Source organism: Posidoniimonas corsicana, from assembly GCF_007859765.1.
GTDB classification, from domain to species: Bacteria; Planctomycetota; Planctomycetia; order Pirellulales; family Lacipirellulaceae; genus Posidoniimonas; species Posidoniimonas corsicana.
Map to the genome: position 1 here is coordinate 389,444 of NZ_SIHJ01000002.1, position 14,546 is coordinate 403,989.

Genomic DNA, 14,546 nt, shown 5'->3' on the forward strand with positions numbered 1-14,546 from the left:
CATGCCCCCCTCCCCTGACGCCGCCGACCCCTCCGACCTGCGTCAGACGCTACGCGAGGCGGTCGACTCGGTCGCGCAGCGGGGCGCCATCCCGGGGGGCACCCTCACTATCATCCTGGCGGGCATCACTGGTTTGCTGGCGGGCTTCGGCGCGGTGGCCTTCACCTGGATCATCGAGACCATCACCCACCTGACCTACGGCGGGGCGAACGACCACCTGGGCAACGCCTGGTGGTGGAGCCTGGCGGTCGTCGTCAGCCCGGCGGCAGGTCTGCTGTTTGTGTCGTGGTTCACCCGCCGCTTCGCACCGGAGGCCCAAGGGCACGGTGTGCCGGAGGTGATCACCGCGGTCGCCCGCAATGACGGGCGGATCCGCCCGATGGTGGCGCTGGTGAAGATCCTGGCCAGCGGGGTCACCATCGGCACCGGCGGGTCGGTAGGCCGCGAGGGGCCGATCGTGCAGATTGGCAGCGCGCTGGGCAGCTCGGCTGGGCAGCTGTTCCAGCTCTCGGCAAGGAACGTAAAGGTGCTGGTCGCGGCGGGCGCGGCGGCCGGCATCAGCGCGACGTTCAACGCGCCACTGGCCGGCGTAATCTTCGCCAGCGAGATCATCCTCGGTAGCTTTGCGGTCGAGTCGCTGACGCCGATCGTGCTGGCCAGCGTCGTGGCCGACATCGTGCAGCAGCACCACGGCGAGCACCGCTTTGAGGCCGCCTTTGGCCAGCTCGACGGCTACGACTTCGCCGGCGCGTGGGCGCTGCTGCCGGCCTACCTTGTGCTGGGTCTGGTCGCGGGCCTCGCGGCGGTGGGGTTCACCAAGCTGGTCTACAAGACCGAGGACGTCGTCCACGCGTGGCTGCCGGACTGGCCACGGCGGGCGGTGGTCATCGGCCTGCTCATCGGCGTGGTTGGTCTGCTCTACCCCGCTTGGCCGCCGGTGCTGTCCAAAGAGTTTGTCGAGCTCAAAGATGAGGGTCGCCGCACGCTGCCCGCGGTGATGGGCGTGGGCTACAACGTGGTTGACCACGCTCTGCACCTCAAGCCAATTGCCAAGCAGGATGTCGGCGAGCCGCAGGACCTTATCGACCTGGGCGTGGAGGTCGGGCAGCGCCTGCAGCGGATGAGGCGTGGCGAGGGCGCCGACAAATCCGTCTGGCTCGCGCCCGATGACCTGCTTGCCGAACTCTGGTGGCTGCTGCCGCTGGTGCTGCTCAAGCCGCTGCTGACAAGCATGACCCTGGCCGGCGGAGGGTCGGGCGGGGTGTTTGCGCCATCGCTCTACTTGGGGGCGACGCTCGGCGCGTGCTTTGGACTGCTGATGAATGCGGCGTTCCCAGAGTCGAGCCACTCGCCCGGCATGTACGCTATCGTTGGCATGGGCGCGGTCGTCGCGGGCACTACGCATGGCGTGCTGTCGGCCATCCTCATCGTGTACGAGATGACTAACCGCTACGAGGTCATTCTGCCAATCATGGCGGCCGCCGGCCTGTCGAGCCTGATCGCCACCGTGATCGACCCTGAGAGCATCTACTACAAGAAGCTGAGCCGTCGCGGCGAGAAAATCGCCCGCGGGCACGACCTGCACAACCTCGACCACATCATGGTGCGGGACGTGATGATCCGGCACTTCCCGACCCTTAGCCCTGAGGACAACGCGTTGGAGATCATCCGGATCGCGAGGCAGAACCCGGAAATCGAAAGCCTGCCGGTCATGAGCGACGACGGCAAACTCACCGGGATCATCCGCGCCGAGGACCTGCACCGTGTGCTCGACAGCGATATCTCGCCGGTGCTCGTAAACGCCGAAGACATCGCGTTGAAGACGCCGCTAGCGCTGCACCCCGCTCAGAACCTGATCGAGGCGATGCGGGACTTTGGCGCGCGTGACGTCGAGACCCTGCCCGTCGAAGTAGGCAAGGACGACAACCGCCGCCTGGTAGGGCTGCTTCTGCGGGCGGATGTCATCAAGCGGTACCGGCAGGAAATGCTGCGGCGGCACTAGCCGGGCCTGCTAGTGGGTTGGCTTACGCGCGAGGAACCTGCCGTGGCCTAATTCACCGACAAACTGCCCGCCCTCGGCCATCACCTTTCCGCGGACGGTCACCACCTCCGGCCGACCTTTAATCTCCCATCCCTCGAACGCGCTGTAGTCGGTGTTCATCAGGTGCGTGTCGGCTGAGATCTTGCCGCGGTAGCCGGGGTCGTAGACCACCAGATCCGCGTCGGCCCCAACCTGGATGGCGCCCTTCTGGGGATACAGGCCAAACAGCTTGGCGGCCTGGGTGCTGGCGGAGTCGACGAATCGCTGCAGGTCGATCTTCCCCGTCGCGACGCCGTGCGTGTACAGCAGGTTGACGCGGTCCTGCACGCTGGGGATGCCGTTGGGAATCAGAGTAAAGTTGTCGCGGCCCATCTCCTTCTGGCCGTGGAAGTCGAACGGCGCGTGGTCGGTGGCGACCGTGCTGACCTCGCCGGCGGCCAACGCCCGCCACAGGTACTCCTGCTCCGCCTTGCCGCGTATCGGCGGCGACATCACGTACTTGGCGCCCTCGAAGTCGGGCTTCTGCGCGTAGGTCTCGTCGAGTGTGAGGTAAGAGATGACCGTCTCGACCCACACGTTCACCCCGCGGCTGCGCGCGGCGGCGGCGGCCTCAACCGCGGCCTGGTTGCTGGTATGCACGACGTAGACATGCGCGCCGGTCAGTTGAGCGAAGGTCGTGATGTGCTCAACGCCGGAGGCCTCGACGATCGTCGGACGCGATGGCTCGTGCCACTCGGGGCCCGTCCTGCCGGCGGCCAGCAGCCGCTGCTGCAGCTCCGCGACGAGGGTCTCATTCTCGCAGTGGGCCGTGACGATCACGCCTAGTTGCTCGGCAAGCTCTAGCGTGTTGAAGAGCTCCTGGTCGTCCACGCCCAGCGCGCCCTTGTAGGCGAGGAACACCTTGAAGCTCGCGACCCCGTCGTCCACGATCCGGCGGAGCAGGTCGGGCGTTTGCTGGGTCCAGTTCGTGACCCCCATATGGAAGCTGAAGTCGCAGGCGGCAGTGCCCTCGGCCTTGCCCCGCCAGAGCTGGTAGGCGTCCCACGGGTCTTCGTCGCGGCCGGGGCAGATCATCTCAATGAGCGACGTCGTCCCGCCCACAATCGCCGCCCGGCTCACGGAGTCCCAATCGTCCTTGGCGTACGTGCCCATGAACGGCAGGTAGACGTGGACGTGCGGATCGATGAACCCCGGCATCACTAGCTTGCCGGCCGCGTCGATCACCGTGGCGTCCTGCGGAGCTGAGAGTTGCGACCCGATCGCAGCTATGGTCTCGCCGTCGCACAGGATGTCCGCGACATAGTCGTCCTTGTCCGTGACGATCCGTCCGCCAGTGATCAGCAGCGACATGCGAGGTGCCCTCCGGAATTGGGTGCTTGCGTCTTGTGTGATGGACTCTGGCACAACCCCCGCGGATTTGCAATTGGCAGGCCCTTCCCCTTTCCCGTTTCGACGAGAACTGGACAATGAGCAGCATGCCCCCAGGACCCGACCATCCCGCGATGAGCGTGGCGGAGCTAACCGCCCAGATCAAGGGACTCGTCGAGGAGTCCTTCCCCTCGGTCTGGGTGACAGGCGAGGTCTCTAACTTTGCCCGCCCCGCGTCGGGACACTGCTACTTCACACTGAAGGACCAGCACGCGCAGATCCGAGCGGTGGTTTGGAAGGGGTCCGCGGCGCGACTCAAGTTCGACCTCACCGACGGCCTGGAGATTGTCTGCCACGGCCGGCTTGACCTGTACGCCCCGCGGGGCAGCTACCAGCTCGTCATCGACCAGGCCCAGCCCCAAGGGGTCGGGTCGCTGGAGCTCGCTCTGCGGCAGCTCAAAGAGAAGCTCACGGCGGAGGGGCTGTTCGACGCGGACCGCAAGCGGCCGCTGCCGTCGTTTCCTAGACGGGTCGGGTTTGTCACCAGCCCGACCGGCGCCGCTATCCGCGACTTCCTGGAGGTCGCCCGCCGCCGGTGGAGCGGCACCCAGGTGCTGGTCATCCCCACGCGAGTCCAGGGCGATGGCGCCGCCGAGGAGATCGCCGCCGCGGTGCAGCTCGCCAACCGGGTCCGGCCGGCGCTAGACGTGCTGGTAGTCGGACGTGGCGGCGGCAGCATCGAGGACCTGTGGTGCTTCAACGAAGCGCCAGTGGTCCGCGCCGTAGCAGCTTCGGAAATCCCAACCGTCTCGGCGGTGGGGCACGAGATCGACGTCACGCTGTGCGACTTGGCCGCCGATGTCCGAGCGTTTACCCCTAGCGAGGCCGCCGAGCGCGTCATCCCCTCCGGCGACGAGTTCGCTGGCCGGGTGCAGACGCTGCACAACCGGCTGCACGGCACCGCCCGCCGCGCGACGCAGCTGCGACGGCAGCGGCTCGAAGCGCTCGCCAGCCGCCGCCCGCTAGCCAGGCCGTACTCGCTGATCCAGGACCACTCGGGGCGGCTCGACGAGCTGCAGCTCACCGCCGAGCGTGCGGTGCGTCGACTCACGGACCAACACCGGCGTCTGCTCGACGCGGCGGCAGGCAGGCTTCATTCGCTCAGCCCGCTTGCCGTGCTGTCCCGCGGATACAGCATCACCCAGGACTCCAAGGGCCGGATTGTGCGTGACGCGGCTCAGCTCCGCCCCGGCGAACGGGTTAGCCTGCGATTCGCGGAGGGTGAAGCCTCCGCCACAGTCGATTAGCGTTCGACGGCCGACTTGCAAAACCGAAACAACCCATCGCAGAGAGCGGCAAGGAGGGCGTGTTTGCAGAATCCCGCCCTAGCCGGACGCCCGTAAGTCGGCGACGGGCAGAGGGGACCTACAGTTTCAGGCCGATTCCCGGGCTCAATACTTGAGGAGCGTATGAAGGCTTCCGACCTATTCGTCCGAGCGCTAGAGGCCGAGGGCGTCGAGTACATCTTCGGCATCCCTGGCGAAGAGAACCTCGACCTGCTCGACTCGCTGTCCCGGTCCACGATCCGGTTGGTCATCACCCGCCACGAGCAGGCCGCCGGCTTCATGGCGGCCACCTACGGACGCCTGACCGGCAAGGCGGGTGTCTGCCTGTCAACACTGGGTCCGGGCGCCACGAACTTCGTCACCGCCGCCGCCTACGCCCAGCTCGGCGCCATGCCAATGCTGATGATCACCGGGCAGAAGCCGATCAAGAGCAGCAAGCAGGGGCACTTCCAGATCATCGACACGGTCGACATGATGCGGCCGATCACTAAGTACACCAAGCAGATCGTCAGCGGCGACAACATCCCCTCGCGGATCCGCGAGGCGTTCCGGCTGGCCGAGGAGGAACGCCCCGGCGCGGTCCACCTGGAGCTGCCCGAGGACATCGCCCGCGAGTCCACCGACGAGCCGGTCATGCCCGCCAGCCGGTCGCGACGGCCCGTGGCCGAGGACAAGTCGATCCGTCAGGCGGTGGAGCTGATCGAGTCGGCCGAGCGGCCGCTGATCCTGATCGGCGCGGCCGCCAACCGCAAGCTGACCTGCCGCGCGATCCGCCGTCTCGTCAACCTGACGGGGATCCCCTTCTTCGCCACCCAGATGGGCAAGGGCGTTGGCGACGAGACCGACCCGCTCTGCCTGGGGAACGCGGCGCTCTCGTCCGGCGACTTCCTGCACCGCGCGATCGACGCGGCGGATCTGATCGTCAACATCGGTCACAACGTGGTCGAGAAGCCGCCATTCTTCATGACGCCCGGCGGCGTGAGGGTAGTGCACATAAACTTTACTTCCGCCGAGGTCGACCCGGTCTACTTCCCCCAGGTCGAGGTCGTGGGGGACATCGCCCACAGCGTCTGGAGGCTGGGCAACGAGGTCCGCCCCCGCGACAGCTGGGATTTTGGCCCGTTCTTCGCCGCGCGAGACGCGGAGCAAGAGCACATAGCCCCCTACCTGGTCGACGATGGCTTCCCGGTCTCGCCGATCCGGCTGGTGCACGAGATTCAGCGTGTGATGCCCGACGACGGCATCCTGGCACTGGACAACGGCATGTACAAGATTTGGTTCGCGCGCAACTACAGGGCCCGCCAGCCTAACACCGTGCTGCTGGACAACGCGCTTGCCAGCATGGGCGCGGGTCTGCCGTCGGCGATGGCGGCGCACCTGGTCCACCCGAACCGCAAGGTGATGGCGATCTGCGGCGACGGCGGCTTCATGATGAACGCTCAGGAATTGGAAACCGCCGTCCGCCTGAAGATGAACCTCAGCGTTGTCATCCTTAACGACAGCGCCTATGGCATGATCAAGTGGAAGCAGGGCGACATGGGCTTCGAAGATTTTGGGCTCGACTTCACCAATCCTGACTGGGTGAAGTTCGCGGAGTGCCACGGCGCCCGCGGCCGGCGGGTAGATTCGATTGATCAGCTGGGCCCCGTGCTGCGGGCCGCTGGCGAAGAACCGGGAGTCGACCTCATCGACGTGCCGGTCGACTACTCCGTAAGCGACAAGGTCCTGAACAACGAGATTAAAGAGCTGTCAGCCGAGCTGACTCCCGCTGGCTAATCGAATTACCACCATTGCAACCGCCGACCCTGATCGACACGGTACCGCCATGCTCGCCGACGCCTACCCATTCTACTTAGCCAACAAGCCCGAGAGCCCCAACGCGGACCTCGAGGTTACCGACAAGTACACCGGTAGCGTCGCGACCCGGGTAGCGATGGCGTCGGCCGAAGATATCGACCGCGCGATCGCCGCCGCCGAACAGGCTTCCGGCCCGATGCGGCGGATGCCGCCCTACGAGCGGCAGGTGGTGCTGCAGCACTGTGTCGAGCGGTTCCGCGAGCGGTTCGAAGAACTCGCCGTATCGCTCTGCATCGAGGCCGGCAAGCCGATCAAGGACGCCCGGGGCGAGGTGACGCGGCTGATCGACACCTTCCGCATCGCCGCCGAGGAGTGCGTCCGCATTGACGGCCACATTCCCAACCTTGAGATCGGCGCCCGGGCCAAAGGCTACCGGGGCTTCGTGCAGCGGGTTCCGATCGGCCCATGCTCCTTCATCTCACCGTTCAACTTCCCGCTGAACCTGGCCGCGCACAAGGTCGCTCCGGCGTTGGCGGTCGGCTGCCCCTTCGTGCTGAAGCCCGCCAGCCGCACACCGATCGGCGCCCTCCTGATCGGCGAGGTCCTGGCCGAGACCGACCTCCCCCCCGGCGCGTTCAGCATCCTCCCCTGCCACCGTGACGGCGCCGACCTGTTTACCACCGACGAGCGGCTCAAGTTCCTGTCGTTCACCGGGTCGCCCTCGGTCGGCTGGGACCTCAAGAGCCGCGCCGGCAAGAAGCCCGTGGTGCTTGAGCTCGGCGGCAACGCCGCCTGCGTGATCGACCACGACGCCGACATCGACGACGCGGTCGCGCGGCTGATCGTCGGCGCGTTCTACCAGTCGGGACAGAGCTGCATCGGAGTGCAGCGGATCATGATCCACGATGCGGTCTACGAGGAACTGAAAGAGAAGCTCGTCGCCGCAACCAGGAAACTTGTCGCCGGCGACCCCAAGAACGAGGACACCTTCATCGGCCCGATGATCTCCGAAGGAGAAGCCGAACGCCTCAAGGGCTGGATCGACGAGGCGACCTCCGCCGGCGGGAAGCTGCTGTGCGGCGGCGGCCGCGTCGGCGCCATGCTCGAGGCGACCCTGCTAGAGGACGTGCCCGAAGACCTCGACATCTGCGCCGAGGAAGCCTTTGGCCCGGTCGCGGTCCTGAGCCGCTTCCACGACTTCGATGAAGCGCTACGCCGAGTCAACGACAGCCGCTTCGGCCTGCAGGCGGGAATCTTCACCCGCGACTGGTACAAGATCCAGCGGGCCTGGGACGAGCTGGAGGTCGGCGGCGTGGTCATCGGCGACGTGCCCTCTTGGCGGGTCGACAACATGCCCTACGGTGGGGTGAAGGACAGCGGCCTGGGCCGCGAGGGCATCCGCTACGCGATGGCCGACATGTCCGAGGAGCGTCTGCTGGTCATCCGCACAAAGCAGGATTAGTCCAGGCGTAGAGCGGGCACCAACACTTAAGGATCGAACCATGGCGGACGCGGCCGAAGAAGAGATCGAACAGTTCATGCACGGCCTCGAGCGCCGGAACCCGGGCGAGACCGAGTTCCACCAGGCCGTGCACGAGGTGGTGGAGTCCGTGATGCCGTTCGTGCTCGACCACCAGAAGTACAAGCAGGCCCAGATCCTGGAACGGATGACCGAGCCGGACCGGATCATCATCTTCCGCGTCACCTGGCAGGATGACTCCGGGCAGATCCGCGCCAACCGCGCCTGGCGGGTCCAGTTCAACAACTCGATCGGCCCTTACAAGGGCGGACTGCGGTTCCACCCGGAGGTGACGCTCAGCGTGCTGAAGTTCCTGGGGTTCGAGCAGACCTTCAAGAACAGCCTGACCGGCCTGCCGATGGGGGGCGCCAAGGGCGGAGCCAATTTCAATCCCAAGGGCAAGACCGACAACGAGGTGATGCGGTTCTGCCACTCAATGATGACCGAGCTGCACCGCCACATCGGCGAGGACACCGACGTCCCCGCCGGTGATATCGGCGTTGGTGGCCGGGAGATCAGCTACCTGTTTGGCCAGTACAAGCGGCTCGCCAACCGCTACGCCGGCATCCTGACCGGCAAGGGGCTGTCGTTCGGCGGCAGCAAGGTCCGCACCGAGGCCACCGGTTACGGCTGCGCGTACTTCTGCGAGAACATGCTGAAGCACCAGCACGACTCGCTCGAGGGCAAGTCGTGTATCGTCTCCGGGTCGGGGAACGTGGCGATCTACACAGTCGAAAAGCTCAACCACCTCGGCGCCAGGGCCGTGACGCTCAGCGACTCCGACGGGTTTGTGCACGATCCCGACGGGATCGACGCCGAGAAGCTGGCCTGGGTGAAGGAACTGAAGGAGGTCCGCCGCGGCCGCATCAGCGAGTACGCCGAGGAGTTCTCGACCGCCAAGTACCACGCCGGCGCCAAGCCCTGGGGCGTGGAGGCTGACATTGCTTTCCCCTGCGCGACCCAGAATGAGATCGAGCTGGAGGACGCACAGTCGCTGCTCAAGAACGGCGTCCGTGCCGTGGCCGAGGGCGCCAACATGCCAACCGTCCTCGAGGGCGCCCACGCGTTCACCGAGTCCGGCATTCTCTACGCGCCGAGCAAGGCAGCCAACGCGGGCGGGGTTGCAGTCTCTGGGCTGGAGCAAAGCCAGAACGCGCTACGCATCTCCTGGGACCACGAGGAGGTCGACCGCCGCCTGCGCGGCATCATGTGCGACATCCACGAGAAGTGCGTCGAGTACGCCAAGAACGGCGACGGCACCGTCAACTACGTCCGGGGCGCCAATATCGCCGGCTTCGTCAAGGTCGCCGACGCGATGCTCGCCTACGGCGCCGTCTAGGCCGCCCCGCGCCGCGCGAACGCCCTACCGGACTAGATAGATCGTCGACGAGTAGGTCTGCGGACGCCACGCGAACGGGCGGCCGCCCGGGTTCTGCCAGGCCGGGCTGTACATGCCGGTGAACGGGGTCGGCGAGGCGGTCGGGCGGGAGTTGCTCATCCCGTACCAGTTCATCGCCGCGATCCGGGCGGCACGCTGCGCGCCCCGCTGAGCCGCCTTCTGCATGTGGATCTGCAGCGGGTCGACCTTCATCTCGCCCGACTCGTAGTACCAGGCGTCCCGTTTGGCGTCTGCCCCGCGGTCCGCGTCGGAGGGGCTCTGCGCGGCGACCGGCGCCCCACAAGCGAGCAACAGGGCCAGGCTGCAAAAGATAGCGCGCATAGACATGACTCCGGTGGATAGCGTTCCGACAACACCCCTCAGATCGGCCCGGGCCGGCGGCAAACTATGGCGGCATGACCCGGACAAGCCTTTCCCGTGGCGCCCCTGGTGACTTCTCTGCCGGTTAGGCAAGCGGCGCCGGCACAAATGTGAACATTCGGTGAACGGCCCCGGTTGGCGAGGCCGACTCCACGGTGCTACCATGCGGTAAACGGCGTGCGGGATTCGGCTCAGGCGGAGCAATAACCGGACGCCCGCCGCGAAATAGGTGAGGGCCCCCCCTACTCCCGCCCCGCGCACACAACGCCAACCACCAGCGTGTTGGGTCAGCGACCAACTCGTGACGCCCAACCCGCATCCTTCTGAAACGACAAGGAGACCCTTATGAAGCGATTTGCCCTTTCGACCATGCTGCTGGCCCTCCTGGGCCTTACTGTTGGCTGCGGCGGCGCCGCCACTGACGAGGCCGCTCCCGAGGTTGAAGCCCCGCCTGTGGGAGTCGAAGAGACCGAAGTGGTCGAAACCGAGGAAGAAGCCCCGGCCGAGTAAACTCAGCTCGCGACCGTTGAAACACAAGCGGCCGGCGTCCCTCGCGACGCCGGCCGCTTTTCTTGTGGCCCGAACCCTCCGCCGTCCGATAGTTGTCCTTCCAGGCGGGCGGCAGCCGCACAAAGCCGCCTTGACCAGACCGCCGACATTGCGTAGTTTTTGGTTAAGTTTAACGGTTGTTCGGGTCGATCCGTTAAGTACGCCCGGCAGCGAGCACGAGGCGTCGGGTCGCCGACCGACCCGGCCAACATTTCATGGCGCCGTGGCCAAGTGGCTAAGGCATCGGATTGCAAATCCGACATCCCCGGTTCGAATCCGGGCGGCGCCTCTCAGAAGAACCCCATGAAACACCTTGTTTCGTGGGGTTTTTTCGTGTCGGATCGGACTCCGTTGGCCTAGGTGAGTTGTCAGCAGTTATCACTAAATCGCCCCCGTTGCCACGATTTGGTGCAACCACTGGTGCAACCGAAGGAGACGAGGGCTGCCCCCGGTCGCTGTCTCTGGGTTGACTTCGGGGGCATGATGCCTCCAAGGGCAGACTTGGAAGCTTCTCGAGGGCGCCGGCAACGTCGAGCATCCGCGGGTCGGTGTAGACGTTCATCGTCAGGTCGATCGAGCTATGCCGCATCGCCGCCTGGGCGGTCCTCGGAGTGACTCCCCCGGCCGAGAGCAGAGACCCGAAACTGTGCCGCAGAGCGTGGATGTCGAGCGTCCTGCCGCGGTCGTCTGCTTTTGGGATGCCCGCCACCTCTAGGTCGCGGTCAAACACTGCAATCGGGACCGGCGGCATGGTGAACAGCTTCCTGTCGGCTGATGGAAGCCCACCATCTTCCATGGTTTGGCAAGGCTCGCCGGGTTTCTCGCCCTGCGCACTTAGCTGACCAATCCATTGCCGAAGATCGTCTGCCAGATCGCTCCGGAGAGGAGCCTCGGTGCGCTGTCGGTTCTTCGCATGCTTGGCTTCTAGAATCGCGTAGGGAGTAGCCGTATCAAGCACCAGCGAGCCGACTGTAAGCGAAGCTAGTTCGCCGCGCCGCAGGCCAGTCAATACGAGCGTCTTGTAGAAGAGAGCCCTTTGACGCCCCAAGGATTCGAGCCGGGTGATCGTCTCTGGTTCGGCTGTGAGGCGGTCTTTCGCCCGCGCAATGCATGCCTGCAGATTCTCCAGCCTCAGCGGCTCGAACTGCCAGGTATCACGCTTGCTACGCCGTTCGGACTCATCCTTAGGCACGGTTAGTCGGCCCCGCTCGGCCAGTGGACGCCAGCAGGCTGCGTTGAGTAGCCTCCGCAACTCATCAGCGGTCATTGCCCTTCGCTGGCGTCGGATGTCAACCTTCTGGTCGAGGTTACCGATCCGCTTTGTGGGATCCGCCGAGAGCCTTGATGCCGCAACTGCCCAACGGCAGAATGCCCCCACTGCTTGCAGGTAACTGTTGCGGGTCCGAGGGGAGAGCCCCTCAGCGACTTGTGCAGAGAGCCATTGCTCAATCGGCGTGGCAACGATGTCCCGCATCGAACACATCGCACACTCTTGAAATACCCGCCGCGCCAACCGATCGCAGTCGGCGATATGCCTCGCACAGCGACCTCTGTTGCGCAGGTGTGTCATGTAGTCATTCAAGCTCTCAGCGATTGGCGTCGCGAGCCAATCGCGGACCTCGTCCTCGGTCTGCGTGACGATCCCAGACCGGACCCGTTCCGCACGCGCTAGGTGGTCGTTCAACACCGCCTGGGCAGCGTCCTTTGACCGGCATCCCGTGGCGACCTCTCTGACAACGCCAGAGCCGTCGCGGTACTTGGCGGTGTAGGTGCTGGCCTCGGTACGGATCCGCAGTCTGCCGTCTTCCCCCTGTATGACCGGCGCCGTTTGGCGCCTCCCATTGCGGCCCCGCCACGTTGCTAGCCGCACCCCGTTCTTGACGTAGCACTCCGCCGATGCCGGCAGGTTTCGAGTTACTGTCTTGCGGAAGACTGATCCCATTTTGTTCTCGCTTGCTCTGCTTAACGGTAGTAGTCGTAGCGCGTTATCTTGCGAATGGGCTACTCGAGATCCGCGTCGAAGAGTTGGAAGTAGGTCTTCGGGCGACCTCCGCCAGGGCCGGGGGTTGTGGTGAACCAGGCCCCCAATCCTTCCTTCCGTAGGTTGTTCAGCGCCATTTCTGCTTCATTCGCCGATCTAATCGCGCTGCCTTTCCGCTTCGCAAGCCGACCTCGTACGACGTCGCTTGCGGTTACACTCCCCCCCTGCTCTAGAATCCAGCCCACGAGGTCTTCTGATTGCCGGTCTGCTAGCGTTTGCGACAGCATTGAGTAAACCCGCATCGTCTCTGCCTTGAACCACTCTGTGAGCTCGATTGCGGTCTCCAATGTGCCGTCCGAAACGAAGTCGTCCTCGCTGCCGTCTTCGGACACGTCGCCAACGGCCACCTTGACGCAATGCAAGACCAGCGCGAGGCGTAGTGGAATCTCTTCAAGCTTCGCCCAAGCAGCGGCCCTGCTGCCCACGAATGCGCTTCCCGATGCGTTGTGGCGATCATACCACTGCTTGTACCTTTGAGCGGCGTCTTCGCCGAGGGCGACCTCTCTTGGATGCGGACGTCCCAGGCAATCCGATTCGAGGTCTATATCCCACAGCCCGTCGAGGACTTGCTGCACCCGCCAGTCGACAGAGGCATCGACCTCCTCGTCACGCCACACCTTGGGTAGGCGAGGCGGGGCGGTCAGCAGAAAGCGGGCGAGAAGTCCTGAGTCTTCAGCGTCTTGTCCGATGAGGCGCCTAAACATGCCCGGCTGAATACCGCCTATGATTGAAACCGAGGGCGCCCAAACGGTAATTGTGGGCGGGACTCCCGTCTTTCGGTCAACCACGAGTCGTTCGGCGGAATAGAAAGACAAGTACTGCGGCATCTGCGATCCCTTGCTGTACTTCTCGAACGAGTTGAGCCAGGCGCCCAACTCGTCCTGGACCATTAGAAGGCCTTTGGGGTTCTCCTGAAGTAGAACCGCGAGGGCCTCGATCGTTGTGTCAGCCACAACAATCCGGCGTTCATCCGGCTTCGTCGGCGGCTCAGGTGGGGCGACTCCGTCGGACGCGGCCTTATCCCATTTCCGGCGGTCCTTCTCGTAGAACGCAAGCAACCGATTGTAATCTTCCCAGGCTGGAGCGGTGCGTAGCTGTTCTTGAGCTTCGAGTTCATCCAGTGCACTTCGGACTACCCTCATCGCAGGACTCTTCTGAGTCCCACTTTCACCTATCACGGCCGCCCAGAGGATTGGGGGCACCTTCCAGTTGCTTCGCACTCTGAGTCTCGCCGTGTTCCCAATCACCGCACCAACTGCGGTCACCAGCGGAACTGCGACATAGGAGGCGTCGCACCCCATGACCTTCGCGTGTGCCTGAACGAAGTCATCTAATGGGTAGGGAAGAAGCTCTGATGGAAAGGGCCTAAACTGTTCTCTGAGGGTCGGCTGGCGCGACCGTCTTTGTTCGGGTAGCTGTGCAATCTGCTCAGCTAAGTTCCTTCCGATCTGTTCGGGCTCGGCTGCGTCTCCGAAGCCGTCGACCCAGTCAGCTAGGCTCTCTGCTCCGAGGATGCCACGCACTTCAACCACCCGTACGCTCAGTCGGGGCTCGCATCTCAACAGTCGTTCGATTGCAAGATCAGTAAACCCGCGGTCATCAGCTGGCTCAAGGAGAACGACCGCAGAGCGACCCGAGTAGCCGGTGAACGGATCGGCCTCACTGTGTCCGTCGGGTGGCGCGACCACGACGTGAAGCCCGAGTGAAGCGAGCTGCTCTCGCGCCTGTTCCGTCCCTACTACGTACAGCGCGGAGCGTTCTGGATTGCCGCAAACATCCGTCTCCTCATTTGATGCCGTCGAGTCTCCAGTGATGTCGTGTGAAGCCCCGCCCGCGCAGGCAGCAGCCTCAGCTGCGCGGGCTGCGGCCAGCCCTGCCTTGTCAAACCTCACGTCCCATTCCGCGCTGCCTTCGGCGACGGTCCGCGGTGGAAGGTCACGTGTCGCGTCCCACTTGCGGGGCTCCTGAAGGGGCCTCTTGTCGCCTTCTTGGCGGGCCCCTGAGGGGGAGACAGGATTGGCGCCTGCTGCTGAGGAGGGAGTTTCGAGTCTCTTGCCGTCATCCATGTAGAACTCCTGTAATTCGATCACTGGTGCGCTACTTGCCCACCGTCCTTGCCACACCGC

General features: G+C 64.8%; 9 protein-coding genes, 1 tRNA gene and 1 pseudogene. 7 read left to right on the plus strand and 4 right to left on the minus strand.

The features are described 5' to 3' along the window. Nucleotide 1: 1 nt before the first annotated feature. Nucleotides 2-2,002: a chloride channel protein gene (locus KOR34_RS17665; protein WP_146566633.1), complete on the plus strand. Its 2,001-nt coding sequence runs from the start codon at nucleotides 2-4 to the stop codon at nucleotides 2,000-2,002. 9 nt (nucleotides 2,003-2,011) lie between these two features. Here the strand turns inward: KOR34_RS17665 and hydA are convergent, their stop codons facing one another. Then, the gene (hydA, locus tag KOR34_RS17670) at nucleotides 2,012-3,391 is read right to left on the minus strand and encodes a dihydropyrimidinase (RefSeq protein ID WP_146566635.1); all 1,380 of its coding nucleotides are present in this window, start codon (nucleotides 3,389-3,391) and stop codon (nucleotides 2,012-2,014) included. Nucleotides 3,392-3,516: 125 nt separating this feature from the next. Between hydA and xseA the strand changes: the two genes are divergently transcribed. From xseA to gdhA, 4 genes are all read left to right on the plus strand, one after another. Then, nucleotides 3,517-4,716 carry an exodeoxyribonuclease VII large subunit gene (gene xseA / locus KOR34_RS17675; protein ID WP_228714684.1) on the plus strand — a complete coding sequence of 400 codons (1,200 nt, stop codon included), beginning with the start codon at nucleotides 3,517-3,519 and terminating at the stop codon, nucleotides 4,714-4,716. A 162-nt stretch (nucleotides 4,717-4,878) separates the two neighbouring features. Then, on the plus strand, nucleotides 4,879-6,531 hold the full coding sequence (locus KOR34_RS17680) for an acetolactate synthase large subunit (protein ID WP_146566639.1): 1,653 nt from the start codon (nucleotides 4,879-4,881) through the stop codon (nucleotides 6,529-6,531). Between the two features lie 49 nt (nucleotides 6,532-6,580). Further along, the gene (locus tag KOR34_RS17685; protein WP_146566641.1) at nucleotides 6,581-8,014 is read left to right on the plus strand and encodes an aldehyde dehydrogenase family protein; all 1,434 of its coding nucleotides are present in this window, start codon (nucleotides 6,581-6,583) and stop codon (nucleotides 8,012-8,014) included. Nucleotides 8,015-8,054: 40 nt separating this feature from the next. Continuing rightward, nucleotides 8,055-9,410 carry an NADP-specific glutamate dehydrogenase gene (gene gdhA / locus KOR34_RS17690; RefSeq protein ID WP_146566643.1) on the plus strand — a complete coding sequence of 452 codons (1,356 nt, stop codon included), beginning with the start codon at nucleotides 8,055-8,057 and terminating at the stop codon, nucleotides 9,408-9,410. Between the two features lie 24 nt (nucleotides 9,411-9,434). Here gdhA and KOR34_RS17695 read toward each other — a convergent pair whose 3' ends face one another. Next, a complete protein-coding gene (locus KOR34_RS17695; protein WP_146566645.1) occupies nucleotides 9,435-9,791 on the minus strand; it encodes a hypothetical protein in 357 nt (118 codons plus the stop codon). A 384-nt stretch (nucleotides 9,792-10,175) separates the two neighbouring features. Here KOR34_RS17695 and KOR34_RS26795 point away from each other — a divergent pair, with 384 nt between their 5' ends. Continuing rightward, a complete protein-coding gene (locus KOR34_RS26795) occupies nucleotides 10,176-10,340 on the plus strand; it encodes a hypothetical protein (RefSeq protein WP_197531529.1) in 165 nt (54 codons plus the stop codon). Between the two features lie 256 nt (nucleotides 10,341-10,596). Beyond that, a tRNA-Cys gene (locus KOR34_RS17700) sits at nucleotides 10,597-10,668 on the plus strand. Nucleotides 10,669-10,929: 261 nt separating this feature from the next. Here KOR34_RS17700 and KOR34_RS27515 read toward each other — a convergent pair. After that, a pseudogene (locus KOR34_RS27515) lies at nucleotides 10,930-12,321 on the minus strand (tyrosine-type recombinase/integrase); the annotation flags it as partial. Between the two features lie 59 nt (nucleotides 12,322-12,380). After that, nucleotides 12,381-14,486 carry a YfjI family protein gene (locus KOR34_RS17710; RefSeq protein ID WP_197531530.1) on the minus strand — a complete coding sequence of 702 codons (2,106 nt, stop codon included), beginning with the start codon at nucleotides 14,484-14,486 and terminating at the stop codon, nucleotides 12,381-12,383. Nucleotides 14,487-14,546: the final 60 nt, after the last annotated feature.

Excerpts from the sequence above, each read along its gene's own strand:
- KOR34_RS17680 (WP_146566639.1), top strand. The coding sequence starts at position 4,879 with ATGAAGGCTTCCGACCTATTCGTCCGAGCGCTAGAGGCCGAGGGCGTC.
- gdhA (WP_146566643.1), top strand. The coding sequence starts at position 8,055 with ATGGCGGACGCGGCCGAAGAAGAGATCGAACAGTTCATGCACGGCCTC.
- KOR34_RS17685 (WP_146566641.1), top strand. The coding sequence starts at position 6,581 with ATGCTCGCCGACGCCTACCCATTCTACTTAGCCAACAAGCCCGAGAGC.
- KOR34_RS17665 (WP_146566633.1), top strand. The coding sequence starts at position 2 with ATGCCCCCCTCCCCTGACGCCGCCGACCCCTCCGACCTGCGTCAGACG.
- hydA (WP_146566635.1), bottom strand. The coding sequence starts at position 3,391 with ATGTCGCTGCTGATCACTGGCGGACGGATCGTCACGGACAAGGACGAC.
- KOR34_RS17710 (WP_197531530.1), bottom strand. The coding sequence starts at position 14,486 with ATGGATGACGGCAAGAGACTCGAAACTCCCTCCTCAGCAGCAGGCGCC.
- xseA (WP_228714684.1), top strand. The coding sequence starts at position 3,517 with ATGCCCCCAGGACCCGACCATCCCGCGATGAGCGTGGCGGAGCTAACC.
- KOR34_RS17695 (WP_146566645.1), bottom strand. The coding sequence starts at position 9,791 with ATGCGCGCTATCTTTTGCAGCCTGGCCCTGTTGCTCGCTTGTGGGGCG.
- KOR34_RS26795 (WP_197531529.1), top strand. The coding sequence starts at position 10,176 with ATGAAGCGATTTGCCCTTTCGACCATGCTGCTGGCCCTCCTGGGCCTT.